Raw genomic sequence first — 23,357 nt, 5'->3', positions numbered from 1 at the left:
GCCGGGTGCTGACCGTCCTGGGGATCGACGTCTCGCCCGACCTGCTGGAGCGATGGGTGAACTGGCTCGCGCCGGACGAGCAGCCGTTCTTCGTCACGAAGAAGCAGGCGACCGACTGGAAACTCGAGCCTGACGACCGCGAGCCGACGCCAGAGGATCGTGACACCTACCGGATCTACAACATCGACCGGCGCGCTGCGCGGACCGTCTGGCTGAGCGAGGCGGCGTACTGCGAGCTGCCGATGGCGACCCGGGCCGCGCTGGTGCGTGCGCAGGTGAACTACGGGCGTGGGGCGGTACCGACGGTTCGGAAGTGGGCGGGTGTTCTCGGGGCAGGCATCCGGCAGCAGGCGGACGGACACCGATTCGTCTGGTGGAAGTCACTGTTGACCGAGCCCGGCAGAGTCCTGCCGGAGATCGTCAGTGAGGACCTTGGGCCGAGCAGGCATGCAGAGGTTCGCAGTTGGCCGAAACAATTGCCGCGAGCTCGGGAGTTGGCGGGGACGTTTGCGGACGGGAGTGGGCCGAACTGCTTCGGGACTGTCATGGCGGCCTGCGGAGTCGAGGGCGCGGAGAGCGTGTGGATGCTGCGGGAGCCGTTCGAGGAGTGGCTCGCGGACCACACGGAGCGCGGCGGGCGGGACGACGTACCGGGCACTGTGTTCGTCTGGCGCGACGCCGCATCGCAGGTCCAGCACGCGGCGCTGACCATCGGCGACGGGTGGATGTTGCACAAGCCGTCGCAGTCGTGGATGACGCCGCGGAAGGTCCGAACGGTCGGCGAGGTCAAACGCGCCACGCGGACTGCGGGGTGGCGGCTGGAACGTCATAGAGTTGTGGGGTGAGGTTGCTCGTCACTGGGGCCACAGGTCTCCTGGGGCGTGAACTCCTGCTCTGCGCCGGAAAACAAGCGATTGACGTCGTACCGGCGTACCACTCGCAGGCTCTGCCGGGCGGAGTGCAGCTCGACGTACGCCGGCGCGACCAGGTGCGGGACGTGATCCGCAGCGTGCGCCCGGACGGCATCATCCACACCGCCTACCGGCAGGACGACTGGGCGACGACTGCGCTCGGCGCGGTCAACGTCGCGTTGGCCGCGGGTAGCGCCAGGCTCGTGTTCGTCTCGACCGATGTGGTGTTCGGCCCGCGCAAGACGGCGTACCACGAGCACGAGGCGCCGTGCCCGATCACGCCGTACGGCGCCGCGAAGGCTGCTGCGGAGACGGCGATCCACGCGATCGCCTCGGATGCGGTGATCGCGCGTACGTCGCTCATCGTCGGGTCGGACGGCCGCTCGGTAGAGGAGCAGCGTGTACGTCGGCTGGCCGCCGGCGAACCCGGAGCGTTCTACACCGGCAACATCCGCTGCCCCATCCACGTCACGGACCTGGCGTCGGCGTTGCTGGAACTGCTGAGGTCCGACGTCAACGGCATCACGCATGTCGCCGGCCCCGAGGCTTTGAGCCGTCTCGAGCTCGGCCGGCTCATCGCGATCCGCGACGGGCTCAACCCGGAGGCGCTCCCCTCGATCCCGGGTGAACCGTCGGAGATCCAGCTCGACAGCCGGCGGACGCAGGCGGTGCTGCGGACCCGCCTGCGTGCGGCCAGCGAGTTCCTAGCCGCCTGACCGGTTCGGTAGCAGGTCGCGAGCGAGCTGCTCGAGGACGTGCGAGACCTTAGCGACGCGGGCCGGGTCGTCGGTGCCGAGAGCCTTGGCGAGTGCGGGTTCGATCGTGGTGGCGCGGACCTGGGCCAACCGGTCCGAGGCGTCGGGCGATTGGCTGACCAGGGCGCGCCGTCGGTCGGCGGGGTCGATGGTCGTGATGACCGAGCCGGCCTCCTTCAGCCGCGCGATCGCGGTCGACACCTGGCTCTGCGGCAGACCGGTCCGCGCAGCGATCTCCCCCACCGCGCTCTCGGGGTGCCCGGCGATATCGCTCGCGACGATCAGCACCATCCGTGCGCTGCCGGCGTACTTCCCCGCTCCATCCGGCGGCTCCGGCAACGCGTCCTCGCCGATCTTCATCAGCGCCCGTCCGAGCAGGAAGAGCTCCACACCGTTCACAGCCCCGGAATCTACATCAGCTCAGATACATCGCGACAGATGCATCTGAGCCAGCCAAGGCGCCGCGCGGCCGCCAGGTCCTCAGTCGTTGACGGTGGTCGTGATCGGAGTGCCGAGCTCGACCGTCCGGCTGACCGTGCAGAGCCGGTCGTGCGACATCTTCACCGCACGCGGCAGCGCCTCGCGGGCCTTGTCGCCGTCCTCGCCCTCGGGGAAGTGCACGACGAACTCGACCGCGAGGTTGTCCATCCGGTTGCCCTCGTCGGCGTCCCGCACCTTGTCCCCGCGCACGACCGCCCGGAACTCGGTCGGCTCCGCGCGCCGGCTCACGACGATGTCGACGTCGATCGCCGAGCAGGTCCCGATCGCGGCCAGCAGCAGCTCGACCGGGGTGAAGTCGGTGTCCGCGCCGCCGGAGCCGACCCGGATCGTGCCGCCGCGGACGTTGCGCACCTCGTAGCTGCTGTTCGCCACGCGCTCGAAGGTCACCTGGCGCAGTGTTTCTGCCATCTTCCCTGATCCGTCACATTCTGTTGCTTGTGGCAACGTTAGAGGGACTCGAGGGCCTCGTTGACCGGCGTGTCACCGGCGATGAGCTCGAGTGTCCGGCCGATCGAGGCCGGGGTGTCACAGAGTCCGGCCAGCACCAGCGCAACGTCGTCGCGGCTGACGCGGCCGTTGCCGGTCTTGTCGGCGAGATAGACCTTCCCGGTGCCGGGATCATTGGTCAGACTGCCCGGCCGCAGGATGGTCCAGTCGAGGTCGCGGGACCGCAGGTCCTGCTCGGCGGCCCACTTGGCCTTCAGATAGATCGTGAAGGTCTCGTTGTCGGTCAGCGAGTCGGCACGGTCCGCGCCCATCGAGCTGACCTGGAGGTGACGCCGTACGCCGGCTTGCTCGGCCGCGTCCGCGAACAGGACGGCCGCACCGCGGTCGACCGTGTCCTTGCGCGCGTTCCCACTGCCCGGACCGGCGCCGGCCGAGAAGACCGCGACGTCCGCGCCGGCCAGGACCTTGGCGACCGCGCTCGCGTCCGCCTGCTCCAGGTCGAGTACGGCGGCCTGACCGCCGGCGGCCGCGATGTCGGCCTCGTGATCCGGGTTGCGTACCAGCCCGACCACCTCGTGACCGTCACCGCTCAGCAGCTTCGTCAGCCGCAGCGCGATCTGTCCGTGTCCACCTGCAATGACGACTCGCATACCTGCACACTATCTCTGTGCCGCACGCAGCAACCATCGACGGGACGCGGATCGCTTATCAGGTTCGGGGTGAGGGGCAACCACTTGTGTTGCTGGCCGGCCAGTCGAACAACCACACCTGCTGGGATCCGATCCGCTCCGACTTCGAGGGGCACCGGACAGTCACCCTGGACTGGCGCGGGACAGGAGCCAGCGACAAGCCGGACGAGGTGTACAGCACCCGCGGCTTCGCGCAGGACGTGGTGGCTGTGCTGGACGACCTCGGACTGAACAGCGCGAACATTTACGGCACCTCGATGGGCGGACGGGTCGCTCAGTGGCTCGCGATCGACCATCCGGAGCGGATCGACGCGCTCGTCCTCGGGTGCACGTCACCCGGAGCGGCCCACGGGTACGAGCGGAGCCAGGAGATCCGGAAGGCGCTGGCCGATCCGGCGCGGACCGATCGGGTGCTGCTCGAGCTGATGTACACGCCCGGTTGGCTCGCGCAGAACCCCGGCCCGTATTACGTGCTCGGTGACACGTCCATGCCGTCGTACGCCAAGGGCCGGCACCTGGTTGCCAGCAACAGGCACGAGGCGTGGGACGGCCTCCCGAGCATCACAGCGCCGACCCTCATCCTGCACGGCTCCGACGACATCTTCAGTCCGGCTGCCAACGCGCAACTCCTCGCCGACCGCATCCCGGGAGCGCGCGTCGAGCTGATCGAAGGCGCTCGGCACGCCTACTTCCACGAGTTCCGGTCGGTCGCGAGTCCGGCCGTCCTAGCCTTCCTGGCTGCCCAAGACCGGACGCAGCACGGGGCGTAGGGCGTCGAGTACTCCGGGATCCTCGATCGTCGACGGCACCGGCTCGTCCCGCCCGTCGGCGATCCCGCGCATGGTCCGGCGCAGGATCTTGCCCGAGCGGGTCTTCGGCAACGCGTCCACGATCGACACGTCCCGGAACGCCGCCACCGGCCCGATCTCCCGGCGTACGGCGGCCACCAGCTCGTCGCGCAGCGTCTCCTCGCTCACCGAGGCGCCGGCCTTCAGTACGACGAGCGCTCGCGGCAACTGCCCCTTCAACGGATCGTGTACGCCGATCACCGCGCACTCCGCCACGGCAGCGTTCGCCGCGACGACCGCCTCGATCGAACCGGTCGACAACCGGTGACCGGCAACGTTGATCACGTCGTCGGTGCGGCCCATCACGAAGATGTACCCATCCTCGTCGATGAACCCGCCGTCGCCGGTCAGGTAGTAGCCGTCGTACTCCTTGAGGTAGCTGTCGATGTAGCGCTGGTCGTCGCCCCACAGCGTCGGCAACGCGCCCGGCGGCAGCGGCAGCTTGATCGCGATCGCGCCCTCCTGCTGCGGCAGCAGTTCCTTGCCGTACGCATCGAGGATCTGCACGTTCCAGCCCGGCATCGGCACGGTCGCCGAGCCCGGCTTGGTCGGCAGTGGCTCCAGCCCGCGCGGGTTGGCCGCGATCGGCCAGCCGGTCTCGGTCTGCCACCAGTGGTCCACGACCGGTACGCCGAGGTGCTCGTGCGCCCAGTGGTACGTCTCCGGGTCGAGCCGCTCCCCCGCCAGGAACAACGTCCGGAAGCTCTCCATCGGGTACTTCGCCAGCTCGGCCGCCTCCGGGTCGACCTTCTTGATCGCGCGGATCGCGGTCGGGGCGGTGAACAGGGCCTTCACGCCGTGCTCGGAGATCACCCGCCAGAACGCGCCGGCATCCGGCGTACCGACCGGCTTGCCCTCGTAGAGGACGGTGGTCGCGCCGACGAGGAGCGGAGCGTAGACGATGTACGAGTGGCCGACGACCCAACCGACGTCGGAGGCGGTCCACCAGACATCGCCCGGGCCGATGTCGTACACGTTGCGCATCGTCCAGGCGAGTGCGACGGCGTGGCCTCCGTTGTCGCGGACGACGCCTTTCGGCTTCCCCGTCGTACCGGAGGTGTAGAGGATGTAGAGCGGGTCGGTCGCGTCGACCGGGACCGGATCGGCGGGCTCGGCCTTCGCGGTGAGGTCGGTCCAGTCGAGGTCGTGCTCGCCCAGCGTGGCCTCGGCCTGTGGGCGCTGGAGGACGACGGTGTGCTCGGGCTGGTGCTGGGAGATCCGGAGGGCCTCGTCGATGATCGGTTTGTACTCGACGACCCGTGTCGGCTCGATGCCGCAGGAGGCCGCGACGATGACCTTCGGCGTTGCGTCGTCGATGCGGGCGGCCAGCTCGCGCGGGGCGAAGCCGCCGAACACCACCGAATGGATTGCGCCGAGCCGGGCGCACGCGAGCATGGCCACGACTGCTTCCGGGACCATCGGCATGTAAACGATGACCCGGTCACCTTTGCCGACTCCGAGGGATGCCAGCGCGCCCGCGAATCGAGCGACCTCGTCGCGCAGCTCGGCGTACGTGAAGGTCGCGCCGGTGCCGGTGACCGGCGAGTCGTAGATGAGGGCCGTCCGGTCGCCGTGACCTGCTTCTACGTGGCGGTCCAGGGCGTTGTACGACGTGTTGAGCACGCCGTCGGGATACCAGCGGTAGATCGGGCCATCGGTGGCGTCGATCGCGCGGGTCGGTGGACGCGTCCAGGAGATCGCCTCCGCCGCATCCAGCCAGAACCCGTGCGGGTCGTCCAGGCTCCGCCGGTAGCTCTCGTCGTACGCGCCCATTCGATAGCCTCCGTCAGTCGACTTCCTCCCATCGTGGCAGGGTTGGGGCATGACGGTAAGTGTCGATGACGTGCGGCAGGCCGCGGAGCGGATCGCAGGGCGGGTCCGCCGTACGCCGGTGATCGAGGTCGCGCCGGGCCTCACGTTCAAGCTCGAACTGCTCCAGCACACCGGCTCGTTCAAGCCGCGCGGCGCGTTCAACCGGCTCCTGAGCGCCAAGGACAGCGGCGAGCTGACCGGTCAGGGCATCGTCGCCGCGTCGGGCGGCAACCACGGGCTTGCGGCGGCGTACGCGGCCCGGGAGCTCGGCGTACCGGCGCGGATCTTCGTCCCCGAGACCACCCCGGCCGCGAAGCTCGGCAAGCTGCGGACGCTCGACGCGGACGTCGTACAGGTCGGCAGCGAGTACGCCGAGGCGTACCAGGCAGCCCTTGCGGCACAGGAAGAGTCGGGCGCACTGCTTGTTCATGCCTACGACCAGCCGGAGGTCGTCGCCGGCCAGGGCACCGTCGGCCTCGAGCTCCTCGAACAGGCCGGCATGTTCGACACCGTGCTGGTCGCCGTAGGTGGTGGCGGCCTGATCGCCGGCATCGCGACCGCGATCGGCGACAACGCGCAGGTCGTGGGCGTAGAGCCGGTCCTGGCCCCCACCATGCATCGTGCTCTCGAGGCAGGCCGGCCGGCCGACGGCCCGGTCGCCGGCGTCGCAGCCGACTCGCTCGGCGCCCGCCGCCTGGGCGACCTCGCCCACGCCGCGGTCCAGGCCCATCACGTGCAGTCCGTCCTCGTGGAGGACGACGCGATCGTTGCCGCCCGCAAACAGCTCTGGCACGAATACCATCTCGCCACCGAGCACGGCGGAGCAGTTGCCTGGTCCGCCTTGGCGTCCGGCGCCTACAAACCGGCAGCCGGCGAGCGGGTCGTGGTAGTCGTCTGCGGTTCGAACACGGATCCCGGCACGCTTATTTGACGCGGCGCTTGTCGTCGGCCAGCACCCACGCCGCGAGCAGACCGGCGATGGCGCCGCACAGGTGACCCTGCCAGGAGATCCCGTCCTGTGGCAGCAGGCTGGTCAGCAGAGCGCTGCCCCACACCATGATCACGAGGATCCCGATCACGACCTGGCCGAGCCGCCGGTTGAACAGCCCCCGCACGATCAGGTACGACGCGTACCCGAAGACCAGCCCGCTCGCGCCGATCGTGATCGTGTTCGGCGGTGAGATCAGCCAGGTGCCGAACCCGCCGAGCACCGTCACGATCGCGGTCACCTGGAAGAGCCGGGTCGCGCCGCTGATCGCGATGATCGCACCGAGCGTGACCAGCGGCAGCGTGTTCGAGATCAGATGGCCGAACCCGAGGTGCAGGAACGGCGCGGTCAGGATGCCGACCAGACCGCGCGGCTCGCGGGAAATGATCCCGTACTGATCGAGTGAGCCGTTGGTCGCGCTGTCGATGACCTCGCTCAGCCACATCAGGCCGAGCAGCGCCGCGAGCAGCTTGAACCCGCCGCCGATCTTGGCGGTGTCCACACTCCGCCCGGAGCGTTTCGCCGGAGTATGCGAGCTCATATCTCAACCATGCCGTACTCCCTCAAGTCTCAGCTTATGACAGGCGCGGCGACAGCGGACAGTGATCTCTGAGATACTCCCAGTGGCACTCGTCGGGTGAGGGGGAACGATGCCAATTGCTGTGTATGTCCTTGGTCTGAGCATCTTCGCGCAGGGGACGTCCGAACTGATGCTCGCCGGCCTGTTGCCGGAGCTGTCGGCCGATCTGCAGGTGACGATCCCCCAGGCCGGACTGCTGATCTCCGCGTTCGCGCTCGGCATGCTGGTCGGCGCACCGGTTCTCGCCGTCGTCACGCTGACCTGGTCCCGTCGTACGGCGTTGCTCGTGTTCCTGGCCGTGTTCGTCTTGTCCCACGTGGCCGGTGCCCTGACGCCGAGCTACACCGTCCTGCTCGTCACTCGTATCGTCGGCGCCTTCGTGTACGCGGGATTCTGGTCGGTTGCCGCTGTCACCGTGATGGCGCTGGTCGACACCGCACGCCGAGCCCGCGCGATGAGCATCGTCACCGGCGGCCTCACCGTCGCGATCATTCTCGGCCTCCCGCTCGGCACCGTCCTCGGCCAGCACCTCGGCTGGCGCTCCGCCTTCTGGACCGTCGCCATCCTCTGCACCTTGGCCATGTCGGGCGTCCTGGCAACGGTCCCCGGCGATCGGCCCGATCCGGCAACCGCGCCACGACTCGGCGACGAGCTGCGAGTCCTCGTCAACGCCCGCTTGTGGCTCGCCTTCGCCACGACGGCCCTCGTCACAGCGACGATCCTCGTCGTCTTCAGCTACCTGGCCCCGCTGCTGATAGCGACGACCGGCCTGGCCTCGGGCGCCGTCCCGGGCGTACTCGCTCTCTACGGGCTCGGATCATTCGTCGGGATCAGCTCGGGCGGACGATTCGCCGACGCCCTCCCGTTCCGCACCTTGTTCATCAGCATCACCGGACTCGTGGTCCTGTCAGGCGTCCTCGCGATGACCGCCTCCGACCCGGCCCCAGCGATCACCGCCGTCGCACTGCTGGGCGGCTTCGGCTTCGCCGCCAACCCAGCGCTGAACGCCCGCGTGTTCAGCCTCGCCGGCGACGCGCCGACGTTGGCGACCGCAACCAACTTCTCCGCGTTCAACGTCGGCATCACAGTCGGGCCGTGGCTCGGCGGTCTGGCGATCGATGCCGGCGCGGGCTACCCGGCACTCGGCTGGATCGCCGTCGCCACCGGGCTCACGGCCCTTGCGACGGTGCTGCTCGCGGCGTTCGGGCCGGTCAGTTCACCGGGCCTTGCGGGTCAAGATGCGACGGATCGAAATCGGCGTGCCGCTTGAACACGTACTTGTTCAGCAGCCAGGTGATGGCCCACAGCCCGACCCCGACGAGCATCAGCCAGCCGGCGATCTTGTAGTCCGCCGAGTCCCGCCCGGACAGCGGGCTGGCCAGATAGACACACAGCACGACACCGAGCACGGGCAACGCGGTCGGTGCGTTGAAGTGCTTGTGCTCGACCTTGTCCCGCCGCAGCACCAGCACCGCGACGTTCACGATCGCGAACACGCACAGCAGCAGGAACGCCGTCGTGCCACCGAGCGCCGCGAGGTCGGCGTACCCGATCAATGCGAACGCGAGCAGCGTGGTGAACAGGATCGCGATGTACGGCGTACGCCGTTTGCGCAGGACCCGGCCGAGCGGGCCGGGCAGCACCCGCTCATGCGACATCCCGTACAGCAGGCGGCTCGCCATCAGCATGTTGATCAGGGCGGAGTTCGCGACCGCGAACATCGTGATCCACGCGAACACCTCGAGTGGGAACCCGGGCGCACCGGCCTGGACGACCTTCAGCAGCGGCGTCGCGCCCTTGTTGAGTTCGTCGGGCGAGACCAGAGCGACCGCGGAGATCGCGACCAGCACGTAGATGACGCCGGTGATGCTCAGGCCGATCAGCATCATCTTCGGGAAGATCTTGACCGGGTCCTTGGTCTCCTCGGCCATGTTCACCGAGTCCTCGAAGCCGACCATCGCGAAGAACGCCAGAGCCGTCGCCGCCGTCACGGCACCGAACGATGACTCGCCGTCCGGCACATGGAAGTCGGTCAGCCGCGACGTGTCGCCGTCGCCGCCGATCAGCGCCCACGCCCCGATCCCGATCACGATCAGCAGACCGCTCAGCTCGACGCAGGTGAGTACGACGTTCGCCTTCACGCTCTCGCCGACGCCGCGCAGGTTCACGAGCGCGATCAGCGTCATGAAGGCGAGCGCGGTGATCATCAGCACCGCACCGCGGTCGGGGTCGATGTGCGCGGCCGAGAAGAAGTTCGCCGCGAACGCCTTCGACGCGCTCGACGCCGAGGTCAGGCCCGAGCACATCACCGCGAACGTCAGCAGGAACGTGAGGAAGTGGATCCCGAATGCCTTGTGCGTGTAGACCGCGGCGCCGCCGGCTTTGGGGTACTTCGTGACGAGCTCGAGGTAACTGGTCGCGGTCAGCATCGCGACGACGAACGCGCACAGGAACGGCAGCCAGACCGCTCCGCCGACCTCGCCCGCCACCTTGCCGGTCAGCGCATAGACGCCGGTGCCGAGAATGTCGCCGACGACGAACAACAGCAGAAGTCCGGGTCCCATCACCCGCTTCAGCTCCGGGCGCTCCCCTGTGTCCGGCGCGGCGGCGGCAGCACTTTCACTCATCGTGCCTCCCTCACATCAGTGCGTCACGAGGTTCCATGGTCGCATCTGAGAGCCAGCTGAGAGGTCAGGCGCGTGGCCGCAACCCATGCCGGCCGTCGGGACTGGCACCATGTCGCTGGTGATGCACCTTCGTCTCATCGTCCCGACGCGCTGTACCGAGCGGGTTCTGGACACGCTCGTCGGCGACCCGCGCGTGACGAGCATCGTCCAGCTGCCCGGCGCCGCCCGCCGACCTGAGGGCGACGTGATCGAGTGCGACGTGACCCGTGAGGCCACCTCGGACATCCTCGCGTTCCTGAAGGCCGAGGGCCTGTACGACGACGGCGCGGTCGCGCTGACCTCGGTCGACTCGGCCCCGTCCCGCAACGCCCGCGCCGCGGAGAAAGCAGCCCCGGGGGCACCGGACGACGCGGTCATCTGGGACGCCGTGCTCGACCAGGCATACAACGAAGCCGGCGGCTCGTGGGTGTACTACGCCTTCCTCACGCTGGCGACGATGATCGCCTCGGTCGCAGTGATCACCGATTCGGCGATCCTGGTGGTCGGCGCCATGGTCGTCGGCCCGGAGTTCGGCGTGGTGGCCGCGCTCGCGGTCGGCCTGTTCCTTCGCAAACCCGGCCTGATCTGGCGATCGGCGTCCTTGCTGGTGAAGGGATTCGCGCTCGCGATCGCACTCACCGTGGTGGCCGTGCTGCTGGCCCGGGCCGTCGGCTGGGTGGACGTCGGCAACGTGACGGCGGCCCGGCCGCTGACCGGATTCATCTGGCGGCCGGACAAGTGGTCGGCGGTGGTGGCCGTCCTGGCCGGATGCGCCGGCGTGCTGTCGCAGACCGCCGGACGTGGGAACGCTCTGGTCGGCGTCTTCATCTCGGTGACGACAGTCCCCGCGGCCGGCGACCTCGCGCTGTCGATCGCGCTGTGGGCACCGCACCAGATCGGTGGATCGGCGGCCCAGTTGGGCATCAACCTGGCCGGGATGACGATCGCCGGGGTCGTGACACTGCAGTTGCAGCGGACGATCTGGCGCGGCTACCTGAGGATGAAGAGAAGGGCGGGCGCGCGCGTTGAGGCTTGACCGGACGTCCCCTGTCCGATCCGCGCGCGCCCAGCACGTCAGACTTACCCCACTACGGGGGTGTCCGCACCTCGCCGGGGGCTGACTTATCCCGGACATGTCGCGAAGTCGCCAAACCGGTCGAGCCGGTCCAGCAGACGAGATAGCCTGATCGGATGCTGGAGACGGTAGGGGTCGAGCCGCCCGATGAGGAGGCCTACCGCGCGCTGCTGTCGGCGCCCGGGTGCGATGTCCGCGACCTGGCCGAGCAACTCGGCCGCGACGAGCGGGACCTCGCCGACACGGTCGGCCGGCTCGAGAAGCTCGGTCTGCTGACCACGACCTCCGACGACCCGGTCCGCCTGCTCCCGACCCGTCCCGATGTCGCGGTCGACGCGTTGGTCGCCGTACGACGGGCTGAGCTCGACCGGGTTCGCGCGGAGGCTCGAGTGATGATGACCGAGCTGCGTGCGCAGGAGCAGCATCGCCCGGAGAACCTTGTCGAGGTGATCGTCGGTCAGGAAGCGATCGCGGCCCGGTTCGCGCAACTGCTCAACGGGACAGGTCAGCAACTCCTCGTGCTCGACCGGCCGCCGTACGCGTCGCAGCCCGGCGACTCGGATCCCAAGGTGCGGGGACTGCTCGGCGACGGAGTGGTCGTGCACGGCATCTACTCTCCCGACTCGCTCGACATCCCGGGCGGCGTCGACGAGGCGTACAGCGCGGCCGATGCCGGCGAGACGTCGCGGGTGCATCCGCAGGTGCCGATGAAGCTGGCCGTGTTCGACGGGAAGATCGCGCTGCTGCCGCTGGCTGTCGATCAGCTGGTCGACAGCGCGCTCGTCGTCCATCCGTGTGCGTTGCTCGACGCGCTGATCGAGATGTTCTGGCTGTTGTGGGACCAGGCCGTGCCGGTTGTCCCGTCGGCGAAGGCCGACCCGACGGACGCGCGCCTGATGACCTTGCTGGCGGCCGGGTTCAAGGACGACGCGATCGCGCGGCAGCTCGCGCTGAGCAGCCGGACCGTCGGACGGCGCGTGGCCGAGCTGATGGAGACGCTGGGCGCGCGGACCCGGTTCCAGGCCGGCATTCACGCCCAGCGCCGCCATCTACTGGAGGACTAGCAGGTCGCGAGCATCTGCTGCAGAGCGGTCTTCTCAGCCGACTGCAGCGACAGGCCGTAGGTGTACTTCACCCAGATCCACTCACGCGCGTAGATGCAGTGCACGGACGCGTTCGGCGGCTGCCACTCGGACGGGTCCTGGTCACCCTTCGACCGGTTACTCGATGCCGACACGGCAATCAGCTGGGCGATGGTGAGGTTGTTGGCGAACTCCTGGCGGCGTGCGGTCGTCCAGGCGTTCGCGCCGGACTTCCACGCCTCGGCGAGCGGCACGATGTGGTCGATGTCGACACCGGACGACGTTTCGACGTAGGTGGCGTCGTACACGCTGTACCAGCGGCCGGCGGTCGGCTGGCAGCTGCTGTTGACGGTGACGCCGATCCCGTCGCGCTTCAGCACCTGTTCACGGGTGTCGCAGGTACCGGACTGGGTGATCCAGTGCGGGAAGAGATCCCGGCTGTACCCGCTCGTCGAGCCCTCCGTCTTCACGGTGAGGCTCGCCAGCTGGGTGGCTGCCGTACTGGCCGACGGCGGCGTCGGTGGATAGGCCAGCGCCGGTCCGGCGCTGAGAGTGAAGGCTGCCGTCGCAGCGAGCGCGGTGACAGCAGCAGTGATCGAACGTCGCATCGGTCAGGCCTCCGAGGGTTAGGGCGGATCCCCCCTGACGTTGCTGCCCCTCAGCCTTCCCCGATCACGCGCTGCAGGAAACCACTCACCAGTTACAGTCCAGTGAACGTCAGTCGTGTTCGACGACGGTCAGTGTCCAGCCCGACGACGCGCGGTCCAGCTCTGCGTTCCAGCGTTTGCTGATCAGCTTGTGCAGCGACTTCGGCGTACCCGGGTCCTTGCCGGACTCGAGCAGGTGCCGCGCGACCAGGCCGCGGGTGTGCTTCGCCATGTGTGAGACGACCGTGCGCACGCCGTCGCGTTCGCGGACCACGTTCACGGAGACCCACTTGTCGGCCTGCTCGCCGGTCGGGCGCCACGCTGCGACGTACGTCGACGAGCGGCAGTCCACGATCACGCCGTCGACCTCTTTGAGGGCGGCGCTCAACGGATCACGCCAGACCGATGCCAGCGGCCCATGGCCCGGCAGCGTCGTACCCATCGAGAGCCGGTACGGCGGAACGCGGTCCGCCGGTCGTAATGCGCCCCACGCGGCCGAGACGACGAGCAGCCGGTTGGCGGCGCGGCGCTTGGTACCCGAGGACAGCGTCGAGTAGCCGAGGGCGTCGTACAGGACACCGGAGTACAGCTCGGAGACAGGTACGGACGGCTCCGTGCGCCAGCGGGTGTTGCGGTCGACCTCGTGCCGCAGCGAGGCACCGACCTCCAGTACGTCGAATGCGTCCGCGGAGGCGGAGACCTTCGCGAGCGTCTCGAGCACCTGCTCGCGGACCGGGTTCAGCTCCGGGAACGACAACGTGCCGAAGTCGACGGCACGGCCGCGCGACCGTCCGGTCTTGCCTTCGGACGGCGGCAGAAGAATAAGGGTCACGTGAGTTCGTCCAGGGCGGCGAGGTCGGCGGCGGTCGGGTCCCAGCTGCCGGCCGCGACGTTCTGCGCGACCTGCTCGGGCGAGGTGGCGCCCGCGATCACCGACGCGACCGCCGGCTGCGCGGCCAGGCCGCCGATGGCGACGTCGATCATCGTCAGGTCGCGCTCGGCCGCGAACGTCTCGAGCGCCTCGATCTTGTCGAAGTCCGCGTGCGCCAACCGCTCGGGCTGGGTCGCGAGGCGGCTCCCGTCGGGTGCCGTCGTACCGCGCTTGTACTTACCGGTGAGCAGACCGGAGGCAAGCGGGAAGAACGGCAGGATGCCGACGCCGACGTGCTCGCAGGCCGGCACCAGCTCGTCCTCGACGTCGCGCTCGAGTAGCGAGTACTGGTTCTGGGCGCTGATGAAGTGCTCGAGACCGTTCGACCGCGCGGTCCAGTCCGCGTCGACGACCTGCCAGCCGGCGAACTGCGAGCTGCCGATGTAGCGGACCTTGCCCTCAGCAACTAGTTCGGACAGCGCCGTCAGGGTCTCCTCGATCGGCGTGACCGGGTCCGGGAAGTGCAGCTGGTAGAGATCGATCCAGTCGGTGCCGAGCCGCTGCAGGCTCGACTCGACCGCCTTGCGGATGTACCGGCGGGAGCCGCGGACACCCCAGTCCGGACCGTTCACGCCGCCCAGGTCGCCGCCGAACTTGGTCGCGATCACGACGTCGTCGCGGCGCGAACCGAGCGCCTTCCCGAGCAGCTCCTCGCTGAATCCGTGCTCGCCGCGGTAGATGTCCGCGGTGTCGAACAACGTGATCCCCGCGTCGACCGCGGCGTTCACCACGGCGTCCGTCCGGCCCGCATCGAGCCGCCGCCCGAAGTTGTTACAGCCCAGTCCCACGACGCTGACGGTGAGACCCGAGTCGCCCAGCTGCCGGTACTCCATATCGCCCATGTGCCCAGCCTAATCTCGGCATACAGTGGCCCTCATGCCGAGTCTCACCGTCGACGGCGCCCGCACTCGGGCCGCCGCGCTTTCCGTCCAGTCGTACGACGTCGATCTCGACCTCACCCAGGGCGATCGGACGTTCGGGTCCACCACCACGATCAGGTTCGCGGCGACGAGTCCGTCGACCTGGCTGGACGTGAAACCGGACGAGCTGATCTCGGTCACACTCAACGGCACGGCCGTCGACGTGGCCGGCCTGAACGACGGACGACTCGAGCTGACCGGCCTGCAGCCCGAGAACGAGCTCGTCGTCGTCGCCTCGATGCTGTACTCGCACGACGGTGAGGGCCTGCACCGCGCGGTCGACGCTGCCGACGGTCTCGCCTACACGTACGCGATGTCGTTCCTCGACGCGGCGCCGCGGATCTTCGCGTGCTTCGACCAGCCCGATCTCAAGGCGCCGTACCGGCTCAAGGTCACGGCTCCGGAAGAGTGGCTCGTGCTCGGCAACGGCGCCGCGACCCAGGTGTCCCCCGGCCGCTGGGAGCTGGCCGAGACCAAGCCGCTGTCGACGTACTTCGTGACCGTGGTCGCCGGGCCGTACCACCAGATCACCGACTCCCACGACGGCATCGCGCTCAGCGTGGTCTCGCGGCAGTCGCTGAAGGAGGCGCTCGACCGCGAGGCCGCGGACATCTTCGAGGTCACCAAGCAGTCCTTCGACGAATACCACCGGATGTTCGGCTACCGATACCCGTTCGGCGAGTACCACCAGGCGTTCGTCCCTGAGTTCAACGCGGGTGCGATGGAGAACCCGGGCTGCGTAACGTTCCGCGACTCGATGGTGTTCCGCTCCGCGGTGACCGACGGCGAGCGCAGCCAGCGGGCGCGGACCATCGTGCACGAGATGGCGCACCAGTGGTTCGGCGACACCGTGACGATGAAGTGGTGGAACGACCTCTGGCTGAACGAGTCGTTCGCCGAGTACATGGCGCACCGGGTCTCGACCGCCGCCACCCGTTACACCGACAACTGGATCGACTTCGCCTACATCCGCAAGTGGTGGGGTCTGCAGGCCGACCAGCGGTCGTCGACGCACCCGGTCGCGGCCGACGCGGTCAAGGACGCGGCTTCCTCGCTCGACGACTTCGACGGCATCTCGTACGCGAAGGGCGCCGCGGCCCTCAAGCAGCTCGCGGCGTACCTCGGCGACGACGTGTTCCTGGCCGGCGTCAACGCGCACATCGCGGCGCACGAGTTCGGCAACGCCACCTTCGCCGACCTGCTCGCGAAGTGGACGGAGGCCGGCACGGTCGGCCTGGACGACTGGGCGCAGGCCTGGCTGCGGACTCCGGGCGTGGACACGATCACAGCGTCGCGGACAGCGACCGGCATCAAGCTGCAGCGCAAGGCGCCCGAGGCCTATCCGGCTTCACGGCCGCACAAGCTGACCGTCGGCGGGTACGACGCGGAGGGTCGCGCGACGACGGTCGACGTACTGATCGACGGCGACGAGGTGGAGGTCGACCTCGACTCGTCGTTGCCGGTGATCATTCCGGATGCGGGTGACGACAGCTGGGCGAAGATCCGCCTCGACTCCGACAGCCTGGCCAACCTCGCGACCGTGCTGCCGAAGATCGAGAGCGGCGTGACGCGCGCCGTCGTCCTGAACAGCATCCGGGACGCGGTCGCCGACGCGGAGCTCGACCCGAAGACCGGCTTCGACGTGGTTCTCGGTCTGCTGCCGACCGAGAACAGTGACATCGCCGTCGGCACGATGCTCAACTGGGCGAACTCGCAGGTGCTCGGCGTCTACCTGCCGTACGAGCCGTACCGCGGGCAGCTCGCCGAGGTACTGCGGGCGCGGCTGGAGACCGTCGAGGCCCGGAGCAGCGTCCAGTTGTCGGTGGCCCGCGGGTTCGCGCGCTTCACCGATGACGTCGACCGGCTCAAGGGCTGGCTCGCCGGTGACGGCGTACCGGACGGCGTGACGATGGACGCGGACCTGCGCTGGATCGTGATGCTCCAGCTCGCCCGGCTCGGTGCGATCGGCGAGGCGGAGATCGACGCCGAGCTCGAGCGCGACACATCGTCCGAAGGCGTCGTCCACGCGACGCGCTGCCGGGCCGCACTGCCGACAGCAGCCGCGAAGGAGCGGGCGTGGGCGCAGATCATGACCGATGCCGACCTGCCGAACTACGAGCTGTACGCCGCGTGCGAAGGGTTCTGGCACCCGACGCAGGCCGAGCTCACCGCGCCGTACGTCGACCGGTACTTCGCGGAGATCGCAGGCACCGAGAAGCTGCGCTCCGGCTGGGTCGTCGCGACCAGCGCGAAGCTCGCGTTCCCGCGGTACACCATCGAGCAGCGCGTGGTCGACCGCGCCGCGGACCTGATCGCCGACGAGTCGGTCGCGGCCGGCATCCGGCGGTCCGTGGCCGACAGCGCCGACGACCTGAAGCGTGCGCTTGCGGTGCGTTCGGCCTTTGCCGGCTGACCTTTGGTTAGCAGTCACACCGTGTTGTGACTAATGTGACTGGTGTGACCAGGAGGACCCTGGTGACCAGGCAAGATGTGATTTCGTGACGTAACCTCCACAATGACCGCGCGGCACGGCGCGCCGGTCTTGGTCAGGTCCGGCGTCCGGGAGAGACTGTCTAGAACCGCACAGGAGAACAAGGTCAATGCGCGAGGCGAGACTCGTCGGTCTGAGCCAGGATGGGAAGCAGCTCATCCTGGCGATGGCAGAGACGGGTGAGGAGTTCGCCGTACCGGTCGACGACCGGTTGCGTGCGGCCCTCCGCGGAGACCGTGCCCGACTCGGCCAGCTGGAGATTCAAATGGAGAGCGCGCTGCGCCCACGAGACATCCAGGCTCGTATCCGCGCCGGCGAAAGTCCCGAAGCTGTCGCCGCGATCGCCCAGATGCCGATGGAACGTGTGATGGCGTTCGCCGGCCCGGTTCTGGCCGAGCGCGACCACATCGCCAGCCTCGCCCAGCGTGCGTCGGTGCGTCGTCGTGGCGGCGGGGATGCGCCGACCCGCAATCTCGGCGCGTGGGTGACCGACCGGCTGCGGACCCGTCACGTCGACCCGGCCTCGGCCGAGTGGGACGCCTGGCGGCGCGAGGACGGTCGCTGGGCCGTTCGCGTCTCCTACTTCGTCGAGTCCGAGGACGAGGCGGAGAAGAAGGACGAGAAGATCGCCATGTTCGCGTACGACGCCCCCGGGCGTTACGCCGTACCGGACGACGACGAAGCGCGCTGGTTGGTCGGCGAGCAGGCGCAGGTGATGGCGACGCCGGTGCAACCGCAGCCTGGCGAGCGCCGGCTCGCCGCTGTCGCGGATATCGACCCGCTGATCGCACCGGACCACGGTGCCGACAGCTACGAGGCAGGCTTCGAAGACACCGTCGGCCTGCGTCGCCGGAACCACCCGGTTTCCCGCGAGCACGCGGAGCCGCCGCGCGAGACCCGCGACTTCGTGCGTGAGTCGCGTGAGCTCCATCGGGACTTGTCGCGGGAGCCGGAGCGTGGACCGCGCCGGGTGCACTCGGTGCCGAATCCGGACGAGGAGCCGACGCTGATCGACGTTCCTGTCGACCAGCCGCCAGCACCCCGCCCTGCGGTCCGCGCAGTCGAGCGTCCCGCCGACCCGCCGGCCTTCGCCTCCCCCGCGGCTCCGGAGGAGACGGAGTCTCGCCAGGCACGTCCGCAGCAGCCTCGCCCGGCGGAGCCCCGTCGCGCTGAGCCGGCTACCGATACACCTCGTCAGGCCGAGGCCCGTCGGCCGGAGCCTGCCCGCGAGCCGGTCGCCGAGCCCACAGCCAAGCCCACAGCCGAGCCGGCGCCGCACGTCGAGCCCGACCCAGTTGTCGAGTCGCCGCAGCCTGCCGCGGCCGATGCAGCCGGGCCCGCCGCCGCGGAAGAGTCTGCGGCCGAGCCGAAGAAGAAGGTAGCCCGCCGCGGCAAGCGCGCGAGCGTCCCGAGCTGGGACGAGATCATGTTCGGCAAGAAAGCCGACTGACACATCACGGACCGTCGTCCCAGATTGCGGACGGTGTTTGCCGGTGGACCGGCGGTACTGCCATGATCGTCCGCATGCAGATGCTGTGTTGTTGCTGTTGTCAGTGTTGTCACTGACGCGCGCCGAGTTCGGCGCACGAGGCCCTGCCCCTTTCCGTGGCCCGCCCGCCGACACAGCACTCACAGGAACTTCGCATGAATCTCCCGGCTCTTGCCGACCTGCTCGCGTCTCGTGGTCTCCGGCTCCTCCCCGGTTCGTACGCCGTACCGGTCGAGCTGCTCGTACAGTTGCCTGACGCAACGATCGCCCGGTTCACCGCCCGCGGCACGGCGCTCCGCCTGCGCAGCTACTCCCCCGACGCGCTGACCACGATCACGATCCCGGCCGAGTGCGGCTGCGGCGACCACCACCCGCAGACGGGCCCCGCCCGCGTGACGCTCAGCCGGTACGCCGTACCGCTCGCGGAGCACACGATCGACGGTGAGCTCGAGTTCGGCTGGCAGCACCACGAGGCCGGCCACCTGCGGCTGGCGGACGCGCTCCCGCACTTCTTCACCCTCCTCACCACCCACCAGGCCCCCGCCCGCGAACTAGTCGGCGTCGCCTAACCGCAATGCGAGCGGATATCCCCTCGCGTTGGGGGTTCTCCCCCTGCACACCACCGCAGAACCCCCATCACGAGCGGATATCCGCTCGTGATGGGGGCTCGGGCGGGCGAAGGGGCGGGGGGTGGGGTGGGGTCAGGGGCGGCGGTTGGGGGGTTGGGTGGTGTCGAAGTGGGTGCGGGCCTTCTCGACTTCCGTCAGGTTGGGGGACCAGGCGGCTAGGGCGTGGAAGAGCGGCGCGAGGCTGCGGCCGAGCGGGCTGATCTCGTACTCGACGCGCGGCGGGACCTCGGCGTGGTACTCGCGGATCACCAGGCCGTCGCGTTCCAGCTGCCGCAGCCGCTGGGTCAGAACCTTCGGGGTGATCACGCCGATCCGCCGTTCGAGCTCGACGAACCGCTGACGACCGTACTCGTTCAGCGCCCATAGGATCGGGGTCGTCCAGCGGCTGAAGACCAGGTCGACCACCGGCGCGATCGGACAGGCCTGCACCGGCTCAACTGCTGTGGTCTCGCTCACACATCCGCCTTCCGTCCAGTACTTTCCTCTAGGTACCTACTATCCCACGACAAGTAGCGTCCTCACCATGATCGTGATCACCGGAGCAACCGGCAACGTAGGCCGCCCACTCGTCCAGTCCCTGATCGCCGTCGGCGAAGACGTCGTACCCGTCTCGCGGCGTGGCGAAGGGCACCAGGTCGACCTGACCAAACCCGAAACCCTCAAGCCTGTACTCGACGGTGCGAAAGCCGTCTTCCTGCTCACCTCCGCCGACTTCATGGCCGGCGGCAACCTCCAGGACGTCATCGACGTCGTGCGCTCGGCCGGGGTGCCCCGCGTCGTTCTGCTGTCGTCCCAGGGCGTCGGCTCGAAGCGTCATCCGTCACTCCACGAGGATGCCGTGACCGGGTCCGGCCTCGACTGGACGATCCTGCGGCCCGGCAACTTCGCCAGCAATGCGTTCCAGTGGGCCGACTCCGTCCGCACGCAGCGTGCGATGGCCGCTCCGTTCGCGGACGTCGCGCTGCCCACGGTCGATCCAGCGGACATCGCCGAGGTCGCCGCGTCCGCGCTCCGCGGCTCGGACAAGGCGGGGGTCAGCCACACCGGAGCGATCCACACGCTGACCGGACCGGTCGCAATCTCACCGCGCGAGCAGGCCCGGGTGATCGAGACCGCCGTGGGCCAGCCGGTGCAGTTCACTGAACTCAGCCGCGAAGAGGCTCGTGCCGGCATGATCAGGTTCATGCCGGAGCCCGTCGTCGAGGCCACCCTCGACGTGCTCGGCGCCCCGACCGCCGCCGAGCAAGCAGTCAGCCCGGACGTCGAGAAGGTCCTGGGCCGCCAACCTCGAACCTTCGCCGACTGGGTCACCCGCAACGCCGCGGCCTTCCGGTAGGAAGCACAACCCGGTAGGCAGCACAACGCCACCTGACCGGACGAGTCGACCGCACCTCTCGACGCCGTACCCGCGAGCTGGCTGACGGACAAGCCGTTCATTTGGCCGGCGGAGGTTCGTGGGCGCAGCGGGTATGGCCTGGGTGGCTCAGGTGGTAGGCGCGGTGACGGGAGCTTCCTCCGGGTTGGCGGGTGGGGGTTCGGGCCGGGTTTGGAGTTGGTGGCGTAGCGCTTCGGTTACCTGTTCGGCAGCGCGGTGGGCCGCGGTCAGGGCGGTGAACCGGTCTTCGGCTGCCTTCTTCACGTCAGCCAGTCGGGACTGGTGATCGGCTCGTAGTTGGTCGCGGTCCACTCGGTGTTCGGTTCGCAGGGCCTCGAGCTCGGCGCGGTGGCGTTCGCGTTCCTGGTGCAGCTCGGTGCGTAGCTCGTCGATCGTCAGTTGCGCGGACTGGCGGTCGGTCTCGGCCGCAGCCTGAGCGGCTCGCGCAGCTTCGGCTTCGCTGCGCGCCCGGCGGAGTGCTTCGTCAGCGGTTGTCTGGACGTCGCGTATCCGTTGGTCAGCTTCGGCGCGGGTTCGCTCCAGCTCTCCAGCCGCGGCTTCGTGGACGTCGGCGAGCTCTTGCCGGAGCTGTGCAAGTTCGGCGGCGGTTCTCTCCCGGACGGCTTCGGCGTCTCTTCGAGCCTGTTCCGCTGCTTCCTTGGCCACGGCTACCTCGAGGCGAGCCTCGTCGAGCGCCGCGACGGCATCCCGGGCGGCCTCGTCGGCTTCCTCGCGAGCGTCCTCGGCTTCCACCGCTTGCTGTTCCGCCTTACGACGGCGGTGCTCTTCCTGACCTCGGAGCCGTTCCAGGTCCGCCAGCTCTGCTCGCGACGCCGCCTGCAGTTGCTCGACCTCAGCCGCGACCGCCTCCGCGTCGCCGTACGTGCGGACCGCCTCCGCGATCTGCGCGAGGTAGCCCTCCAGTTCCTCGACCAGGCGCGGCAGGTTGCCCTTCATCAACTGCTCGAGCGTCACTCGGGCTGCCGTCACCGGTCCGATCGCCGGCGCGCCGGCCGGGCCAGAGCCGGCTCCGGCGACATCACTGCGAACCGGTTGACGTGCCAGCCGGTTCTTAGCGGCCCAGGCGTTGGCCTTGTTGTGCACCACCGGCTTTCCGTCGACGCCCGCGCCCTCCCGGCCGCAGTACTTCGGCGGGCGTCCGGGCGTCCCGGGATCGACCTGCTTCGGGTTCGCACAGCTCACCCCAGGGAAGTCGCACAGCCCTTGTCGGGACCGCGCTCCGGGCTCCGTCTCCGTCGTCATAGTCATCACCCTACCCGATTTCGTTCATAACGTAGAGCTTTACGTTTGGTTTACGTCAATGTCTTTAGACGTAACTAAACCGAATTTAACTAGCGCATAATCCCCGTTATGCGCTAGTGTGTTTTCCGTGGAAGATGCCCCGATCCCCCTCGAATTTCGCGCTGCAGAGGCGATCGCGGAGCTGCCACAGCCAGATCCCGCGACCGAAGGCGCCGTACGCCGGTCCCTGGGACGACGCCGCCCGCTGCACGACTCAGGCGCGGATCCGGTTGACCGCCTCGACCTGCTGATGGAAGCGCTCACGCCGCAGGTGACTGCCCTGGTCGTGCTCTGGCTCGGCGGGACCAGGCGGCCGAGCCGGGACACCCGGGTCGCCTATGCCGACGACCTCCTGCTGTGGGCGGACTGGGCTCGCGCGGAGCTTGGTCGAGAGCGGTTCGGCCTCGACCTGAATCGTGGCGAGGTGACGATGTGGCTCACCTACCAGCAGGAGGCGGGCGCCGCATCGTCGTCCATCTCGCGTCGGCTGTCGACGTTGTCGAGCCTGTACCGGTACGCGGCCGGGTGGGGCCTGCCGGTCACGTCGCCGATCTCCGACGACGACCACCGGCCGAAATTCCACCGCGGCCGCCGTGCGACGTCGGCGCGCGTCCTGGACGCTGATCAGGTCGCAGCATTACTCAGTGCCGCGTCGGACGTGCGCGACGCCCTGATCGTGGGCCTGCTGTACACAGCCGCTCTCCGAGTCTCGGAACTCTGCGGCGCCGACGATGCCGACTGCCACGACGAGGGACGACGTACCTGGCTCGTCGTCACCCGCAAGGGCGGAAAGGCCGTCCGCGTACCACTCGAGCCCACGGTGGCCGAGCTTCTCGATGCGTACCGCGCGGCGCGACCCGCTTGGACCGGTGCGGGGCCGGCCCCACTCCTCACCGATGCCACGGGCGATCGGCTCGACAGACATGATGTCACCCGCCTGCTCCGCAGGCTTGCCAGAGCCGCCGGGATCCCTCGCCCGGAGAGCGTCAGCCCGCACTCGCTGCGCGCCACCGCGATCACCGACCAGAAGCGTCGCGGCCATAGTGCCGAGGATCTGCAGGAGCTGTCCGGCCACGCGGACGTCCGCACGGTCATGGTCTACATCGACGACGACGGCCGCGCGGAGCGGGTCGCCGCTCTCACCGACGACCTCGGTCGGGTCATGACGGCCGTGCCCCACCACGTCAAGTCCCCTGGCCGAACCTGACGAGTTCCATCG

Annotated in this window: 23 protein-coding genes; 12 read left to right on the top strand and 11 right to left on the bottom strand. The window is 69.0% G+C overall.

Annotated elements, in window-relative coordinates; translation table 11 throughout:
* Positions 1-5 precede the first annotated feature (5 nt).
* Positions 6-845, top strand: coding sequence for a hypothetical protein (locus EV653_RS09425; protein WP_238159649.1), 840 nt, complete (start codon positions 6-8; stop codon positions 843-845).
* Positions 842-1,627 (top strand): SDR family oxidoreductase, encoded by a 786-nt coding sequence (locus tag EV653_RS09420; RefSeq protein WP_134100269.1) that lies wholly within the window; start codon positions 842-844, stop codon positions 1,625-1,627. Before EV653_RS09425 ends, EV653_RS09420 begins: the two co-directional genes overlap by 4 nt.
* Here the strand turns inward: EV653_RS09420 and EV653_RS09415 are convergent.
* From EV653_RS09415 to EV653_RS09405, 3 genes are all read right to left on the bottom strand, one after another.
* Entirely contained in the window at positions 1,616-2,065 is a 450-nt protein-coding gene (locus tag EV653_RS09415; protein ID WP_134100266.1) for a MarR family transcriptional regulator, read from the bottom strand. The genes EV653_RS09420 and EV653_RS09415 overlap by 12 nt on opposite strands.
* 81 nt (positions 2,066-2,146) lie before the next feature.
* Positions 2,147-2,575 carry an OsmC family protein gene (locus EV653_RS09410; RefSeq protein ID WP_134100263.1) on the bottom strand — a complete coding sequence of 143 codons (429 nt, stop codon included), beginning with the start codon at positions 2,573-2,575 and terminating at the stop codon, positions 2,147-2,149.
* A gap of 38 nt (positions 2,576-2,613) precedes the next feature.
* The gene (locus EV653_RS09405) at positions 2,614-3,264 is read right to left on the bottom strand and encodes an SDR family oxidoreductase (protein WP_134100260.1); all 651 of its coding nucleotides are present in this window, start codon (positions 3,262-3,264) and stop codon (positions 2,614-2,616) included.
* 17 nt (positions 3,265-3,281) lie between these two features.
* Between EV653_RS09405 and EV653_RS09400 the strand changes: the two genes are divergently transcribed.
* A complete protein-coding gene (locus EV653_RS09400; RefSeq protein WP_134100257.1) occupies positions 3,282-4,073 on the top strand; it encodes an alpha/beta fold hydrolase in 792 nt (263 codons plus the stop codon).
* Here the strand turns inward: EV653_RS09400 and EV653_RS09395 are convergent.
* Positions 4,029-5,924, bottom strand: a complete 1,896-nt coding sequence (locus EV653_RS09395; protein WP_134100254.1) for a propionyl-CoA synthetase — start codon at positions 5,922-5,924, stop codon at positions 4,029-4,031. The genes EV653_RS09400 and EV653_RS09395 overlap by 45 nt on opposite strands.
* A 49-nt stretch (positions 5,925-5,973) precedes the next feature.
* Here EV653_RS09395 and EV653_RS09390 point away from each other — a divergent pair, with 49 nt between their 5' ends.
* Positions 5,974-6,894 carry a threonine/serine dehydratase gene (locus EV653_RS09390; protein WP_134100251.1) on the top strand — a complete coding sequence of 307 codons (921 nt, stop codon included), beginning with the start codon at positions 5,974-5,976 and terminating at the stop codon, positions 6,892-6,894.
* Here the strand turns inward: EV653_RS09390 and EV653_RS09385 are convergent.
* Positions 6,887-7,492: a rhomboid family intramembrane serine protease gene (locus tag EV653_RS09385; RefSeq protein ID WP_134100247.1), complete on the bottom strand. Its 606-nt coding sequence runs from the start codon at positions 7,490-7,492 to the stop codon at positions 6,887-6,889. The genes EV653_RS09390 and EV653_RS09385 overlap by 8 nt on opposite strands.
* Before the next feature lie 109 nt (positions 7,493-7,601).
* Between EV653_RS09385 and EV653_RS09380 the strand changes: the two genes are divergently transcribed.
* Positions 7,602-8,801 (top strand): Cmx/CmrA family chloramphenicol efflux MFS transporter, encoded by a 1,200-nt coding sequence (locus EV653_RS09380; RefSeq protein WP_134100244.1) that lies wholly within the window; start codon positions 7,602-7,604, stop codon positions 8,799-8,801.
* Here the strand turns inward: EV653_RS09380 and EV653_RS09375 are convergent.
* On the bottom strand, positions 8,743-10,158 hold the full coding sequence (locus EV653_RS09375) for an APC family permease (protein ID WP_134100241.1): 1,416 nt from the start codon (positions 10,156-10,158) through the stop codon (positions 8,743-8,745). The genes EV653_RS09380 and EV653_RS09375 overlap by 59 nt on opposite strands.
* Before the next feature lie 121 nt (positions 10,159-10,279).
* Between EV653_RS09375 and EV653_RS09370 the strand changes: the two genes are divergently transcribed.
* Positions 10,280-11,233, top strand: coding sequence for a DUF389 domain-containing protein (locus EV653_RS09370; RefSeq protein ID WP_134104071.1), 954 nt, complete (start codon positions 10,280-10,282; stop codon positions 11,231-11,233).
* 155 nt (positions 11,234-11,388) lie between these two features.
* On the top strand, positions 11,389-12,336 hold the full coding sequence (locus EV653_RS09365) for a helix-turn-helix domain-containing protein (RefSeq protein WP_134100237.1): 948 nt from the start codon (positions 11,389-11,391) through the stop codon (positions 12,334-12,336).
* On the opposite strand, the gene EV653_RS09360 is transcribed toward EV653_RS09365, so the two are convergent.
* The 3 genes from EV653_RS09360 to EV653_RS09350 all read right to left on the bottom strand — a co-directional run bounded on the left by EV653_RS09360 (position 12,333) and on the right by EV653_RS09350 (position 14,774).
* Positions 12,333-12,962: an HNH endonuclease family protein gene (locus EV653_RS09360; protein WP_134100234.1), complete on the bottom strand. Its 630-nt coding sequence runs from the start codon at positions 12,960-12,962 to the stop codon at positions 12,333-12,335. The two genes, EV653_RS09365 and EV653_RS09360, sit on opposite strands and share 4 nt — an antisense overlap.
* A gap of 109 nt (positions 12,963-13,071) precedes the next feature.
* On the bottom strand, positions 13,072-13,833 hold the full coding sequence (locus tag EV653_RS09355; RefSeq protein ID WP_134100230.1) for a YaaA family protein: 762 nt from the start codon (positions 13,831-13,833) through the stop codon (positions 13,072-13,074).
* Entirely contained in the window at positions 13,830-14,774 is a 945-nt protein-coding gene (locus tag EV653_RS09350) for an aldo/keto reductase (RefSeq protein ID WP_202871522.1), read from the bottom strand. The genes EV653_RS09355 and EV653_RS09350 overlap by 4 nt, the downstream gene beginning before the upstream one ends.
* Positions 14,775-14,808: 34 nt before the next feature.
* On the opposite strand from EV653_RS09350, the gene pepN reads away from it, so the two are divergent.
* The 3 genes from pepN (at position 14,809) to EV653_RS09335 (ending at position 19,401) form a co-directional block, all read left to right on the top strand.
* Positions 14,809-17,265, top strand: a complete 2,457-nt coding sequence (gene pepN, locus EV653_RS09345; protein ID WP_134100226.1) for an aminopeptidase N — start codon at positions 14,809-14,811, stop codon at positions 17,263-17,265.
* Between the two features lie 187 nt (positions 17,266-17,452).
* Positions 17,453-18,793: a septation protein SepH gene (gene sepH / locus EV653_RS09340; protein WP_134100223.1), complete on the top strand. Its 1,341-nt coding sequence runs from the start codon at positions 17,453-17,455 to the stop codon at positions 18,791-18,793.
* A 194-nt stretch (positions 18,794-18,987) separates the two neighbouring features.
* Positions 18,988-19,401 carry a hypothetical protein gene (locus EV653_RS09335; RefSeq protein WP_134100220.1) on the top strand — a complete coding sequence of 138 codons (414 nt, stop codon included), beginning with the start codon at positions 18,988-18,990 and terminating at the stop codon, positions 19,399-19,401.
* 132 nt (positions 19,402-19,533) lie between these two features.
* Here EV653_RS09335 and EV653_RS09330 read toward each other — a convergent pair whose 3' ends face one another.
* On the bottom strand, positions 19,534-19,917 hold the full coding sequence (locus EV653_RS09330) for a winged helix-turn-helix transcriptional regulator (protein ID WP_134100216.1): 384 nt from the start codon (positions 19,915-19,917) through the stop codon (positions 19,534-19,536).
* Positions 19,918-19,984: 67 nt separating this feature from the next.
* Between EV653_RS09330 and EV653_RS09325 the strand changes: the two genes are divergently transcribed.
* Complete coding sequence (locus EV653_RS09325) at positions 19,985-20,797, top strand: NAD(P)H-binding protein (protein WP_134100213.1); 813 nt, start codon at positions 19,985-19,987, stop codon at positions 20,795-20,797.
* A gap of 147 nt (positions 20,798-20,944) precedes the next feature.
* Here the strand turns inward: EV653_RS09325 and EV653_RS09320 are convergent, their stop codons facing one another.
* Positions 20,945-22,099 carry a hypothetical protein gene (locus EV653_RS09320; RefSeq protein WP_134100210.1) on the bottom strand — a complete coding sequence of 385 codons (1,155 nt, stop codon included), beginning with the start codon at positions 22,097-22,099 and terminating at the stop codon, positions 20,945-20,947.
* Positions 22,100-22,226: 127 nt separating this feature from the next.
* Between EV653_RS09320 and EV653_RS09315 the strand changes: the two genes are divergently transcribed.
* Entirely contained in the window at positions 22,227-23,345 is a 1,119-nt protein-coding gene (locus EV653_RS09315) for a tyrosine-type recombinase/integrase (protein ID WP_134100205.1), read from the top strand.
* The last annotated feature ends 12 nt before the right edge of the window (positions 23,346-23,357 follow it).

The sequence above is a fragment of the Kribbella pratensis genome (assembly GCF_004365355.1).
GTDB lineage: Bacteria > Actinomycetota > Actinomycetes > Propionibacteriales > Kribbellaceae > Kribbella.
The sequence above is the reverse complement of the archived record's forward strand: the minus strand, read 5'-3'. Positions and strand labels throughout refer to the sequence as shown.

Excerpts from the sequence above, each read along its gene's own strand:
- pepN (WP_134100226.1), top strand. The coding sequence starts at position 14,809 with ATGCCGAGTCTCACCGTCGACGGCGCCCGCACTCGGGCCGCCGCGCTT.
- EV653_RS09385 (WP_134100247.1), bottom strand. The coding sequence starts at position 7,492 with ATGAGCTCGCATACTCCGGCGAAACGCTCCGGGCGGAGTGTGGACACC.
- EV653_RS09375 (WP_134100241.1), bottom strand. The coding sequence starts at position 10,158 with ATGAGTGAAAGTGCTGCCGCCGCCGCGCCGGACACAGGGGAGCGCCCG.
- EV653_RS09370 (WP_134104071.1), top strand. The coding sequence starts at position 10,280 with ATGCACCTTCGTCTCATCGTCCCGACGCGCTGTACCGAGCGGGTTCTG.
- EV653_RS09410 (WP_134100263.1), bottom strand. The coding sequence starts at position 2,575 with ATGGCAGAAACACTGCGCCAGGTGACCTTCGAGCGCGTGGCGAACAGC.
- EV653_RS09320 (WP_134100210.1), bottom strand. The coding sequence starts at position 22,099 with ATGACGACGGAGACGGAGCCCGGAGCGCGGTCCCGACAAGGGCTGTGC.
- EV653_RS09360 (WP_134100234.1), bottom strand. The coding sequence starts at position 12,962 with ATGCGACGTTCGATCACTGCTGCTGTCACCGCGCTCGCTGCGACGGCA.
- EV653_RS09325 (WP_134100213.1), top strand. The coding sequence starts at position 19,985 with ATGATCGTGATCACCGGAGCAACCGGCAACGTAGGCCGCCCACTCGTC.
- EV653_RS09350 (WP_202871522.1), bottom strand. The coding sequence starts at position 14,774 with ATGGGCGATATGGAGTACCGGCAGCTGGGCGACTCGGGTCTCACCGTC.
- EV653_RS09335 (WP_134100220.1), top strand. The coding sequence starts at position 18,988 with ATGAATCTCCCGGCTCTTGCCGACCTGCTCGCGTCTCGTGGTCTCCGG.
- EV653_RS09390 (WP_134100251.1), top strand. The coding sequence starts at position 5,974 with ATGACGGTAAGTGTCGATGACGTGCGGCAGGCCGCGGAGCGGATCGCA.
- sepH (WP_134100223.1), top strand. The coding sequence starts at position 17,453 with ATGCGCGAGGCGAGACTCGTCGGTCTGAGCCAGGATGGGAAGCAGCTC.
- EV653_RS09380 (WP_134100244.1), top strand. The coding sequence starts at position 7,602 with ATGCCAATTGCTGTGTATGTCCTTGGTCTGAGCATCTTCGCGCAGGGG.
- EV653_RS09395 (WP_134100254.1), bottom strand. The coding sequence starts at position 5,924 with ATGGGCGCGTACGACGAGAGCTACCGGCGGAGCCTGGACGACCCGCAC.
- EV653_RS09405 (WP_134100260.1), bottom strand. The coding sequence starts at position 3,264 with ATGCGAGTCGTCATTGCAGGTGGACACGGACAGATCGCGCTGCGGCTG.
- EV653_RS09365 (WP_134100237.1), top strand. The coding sequence starts at position 11,389 with ATGCTGGAGACGGTAGGGGTCGAGCCGCCCGATGAGGAGGCCTACCGC.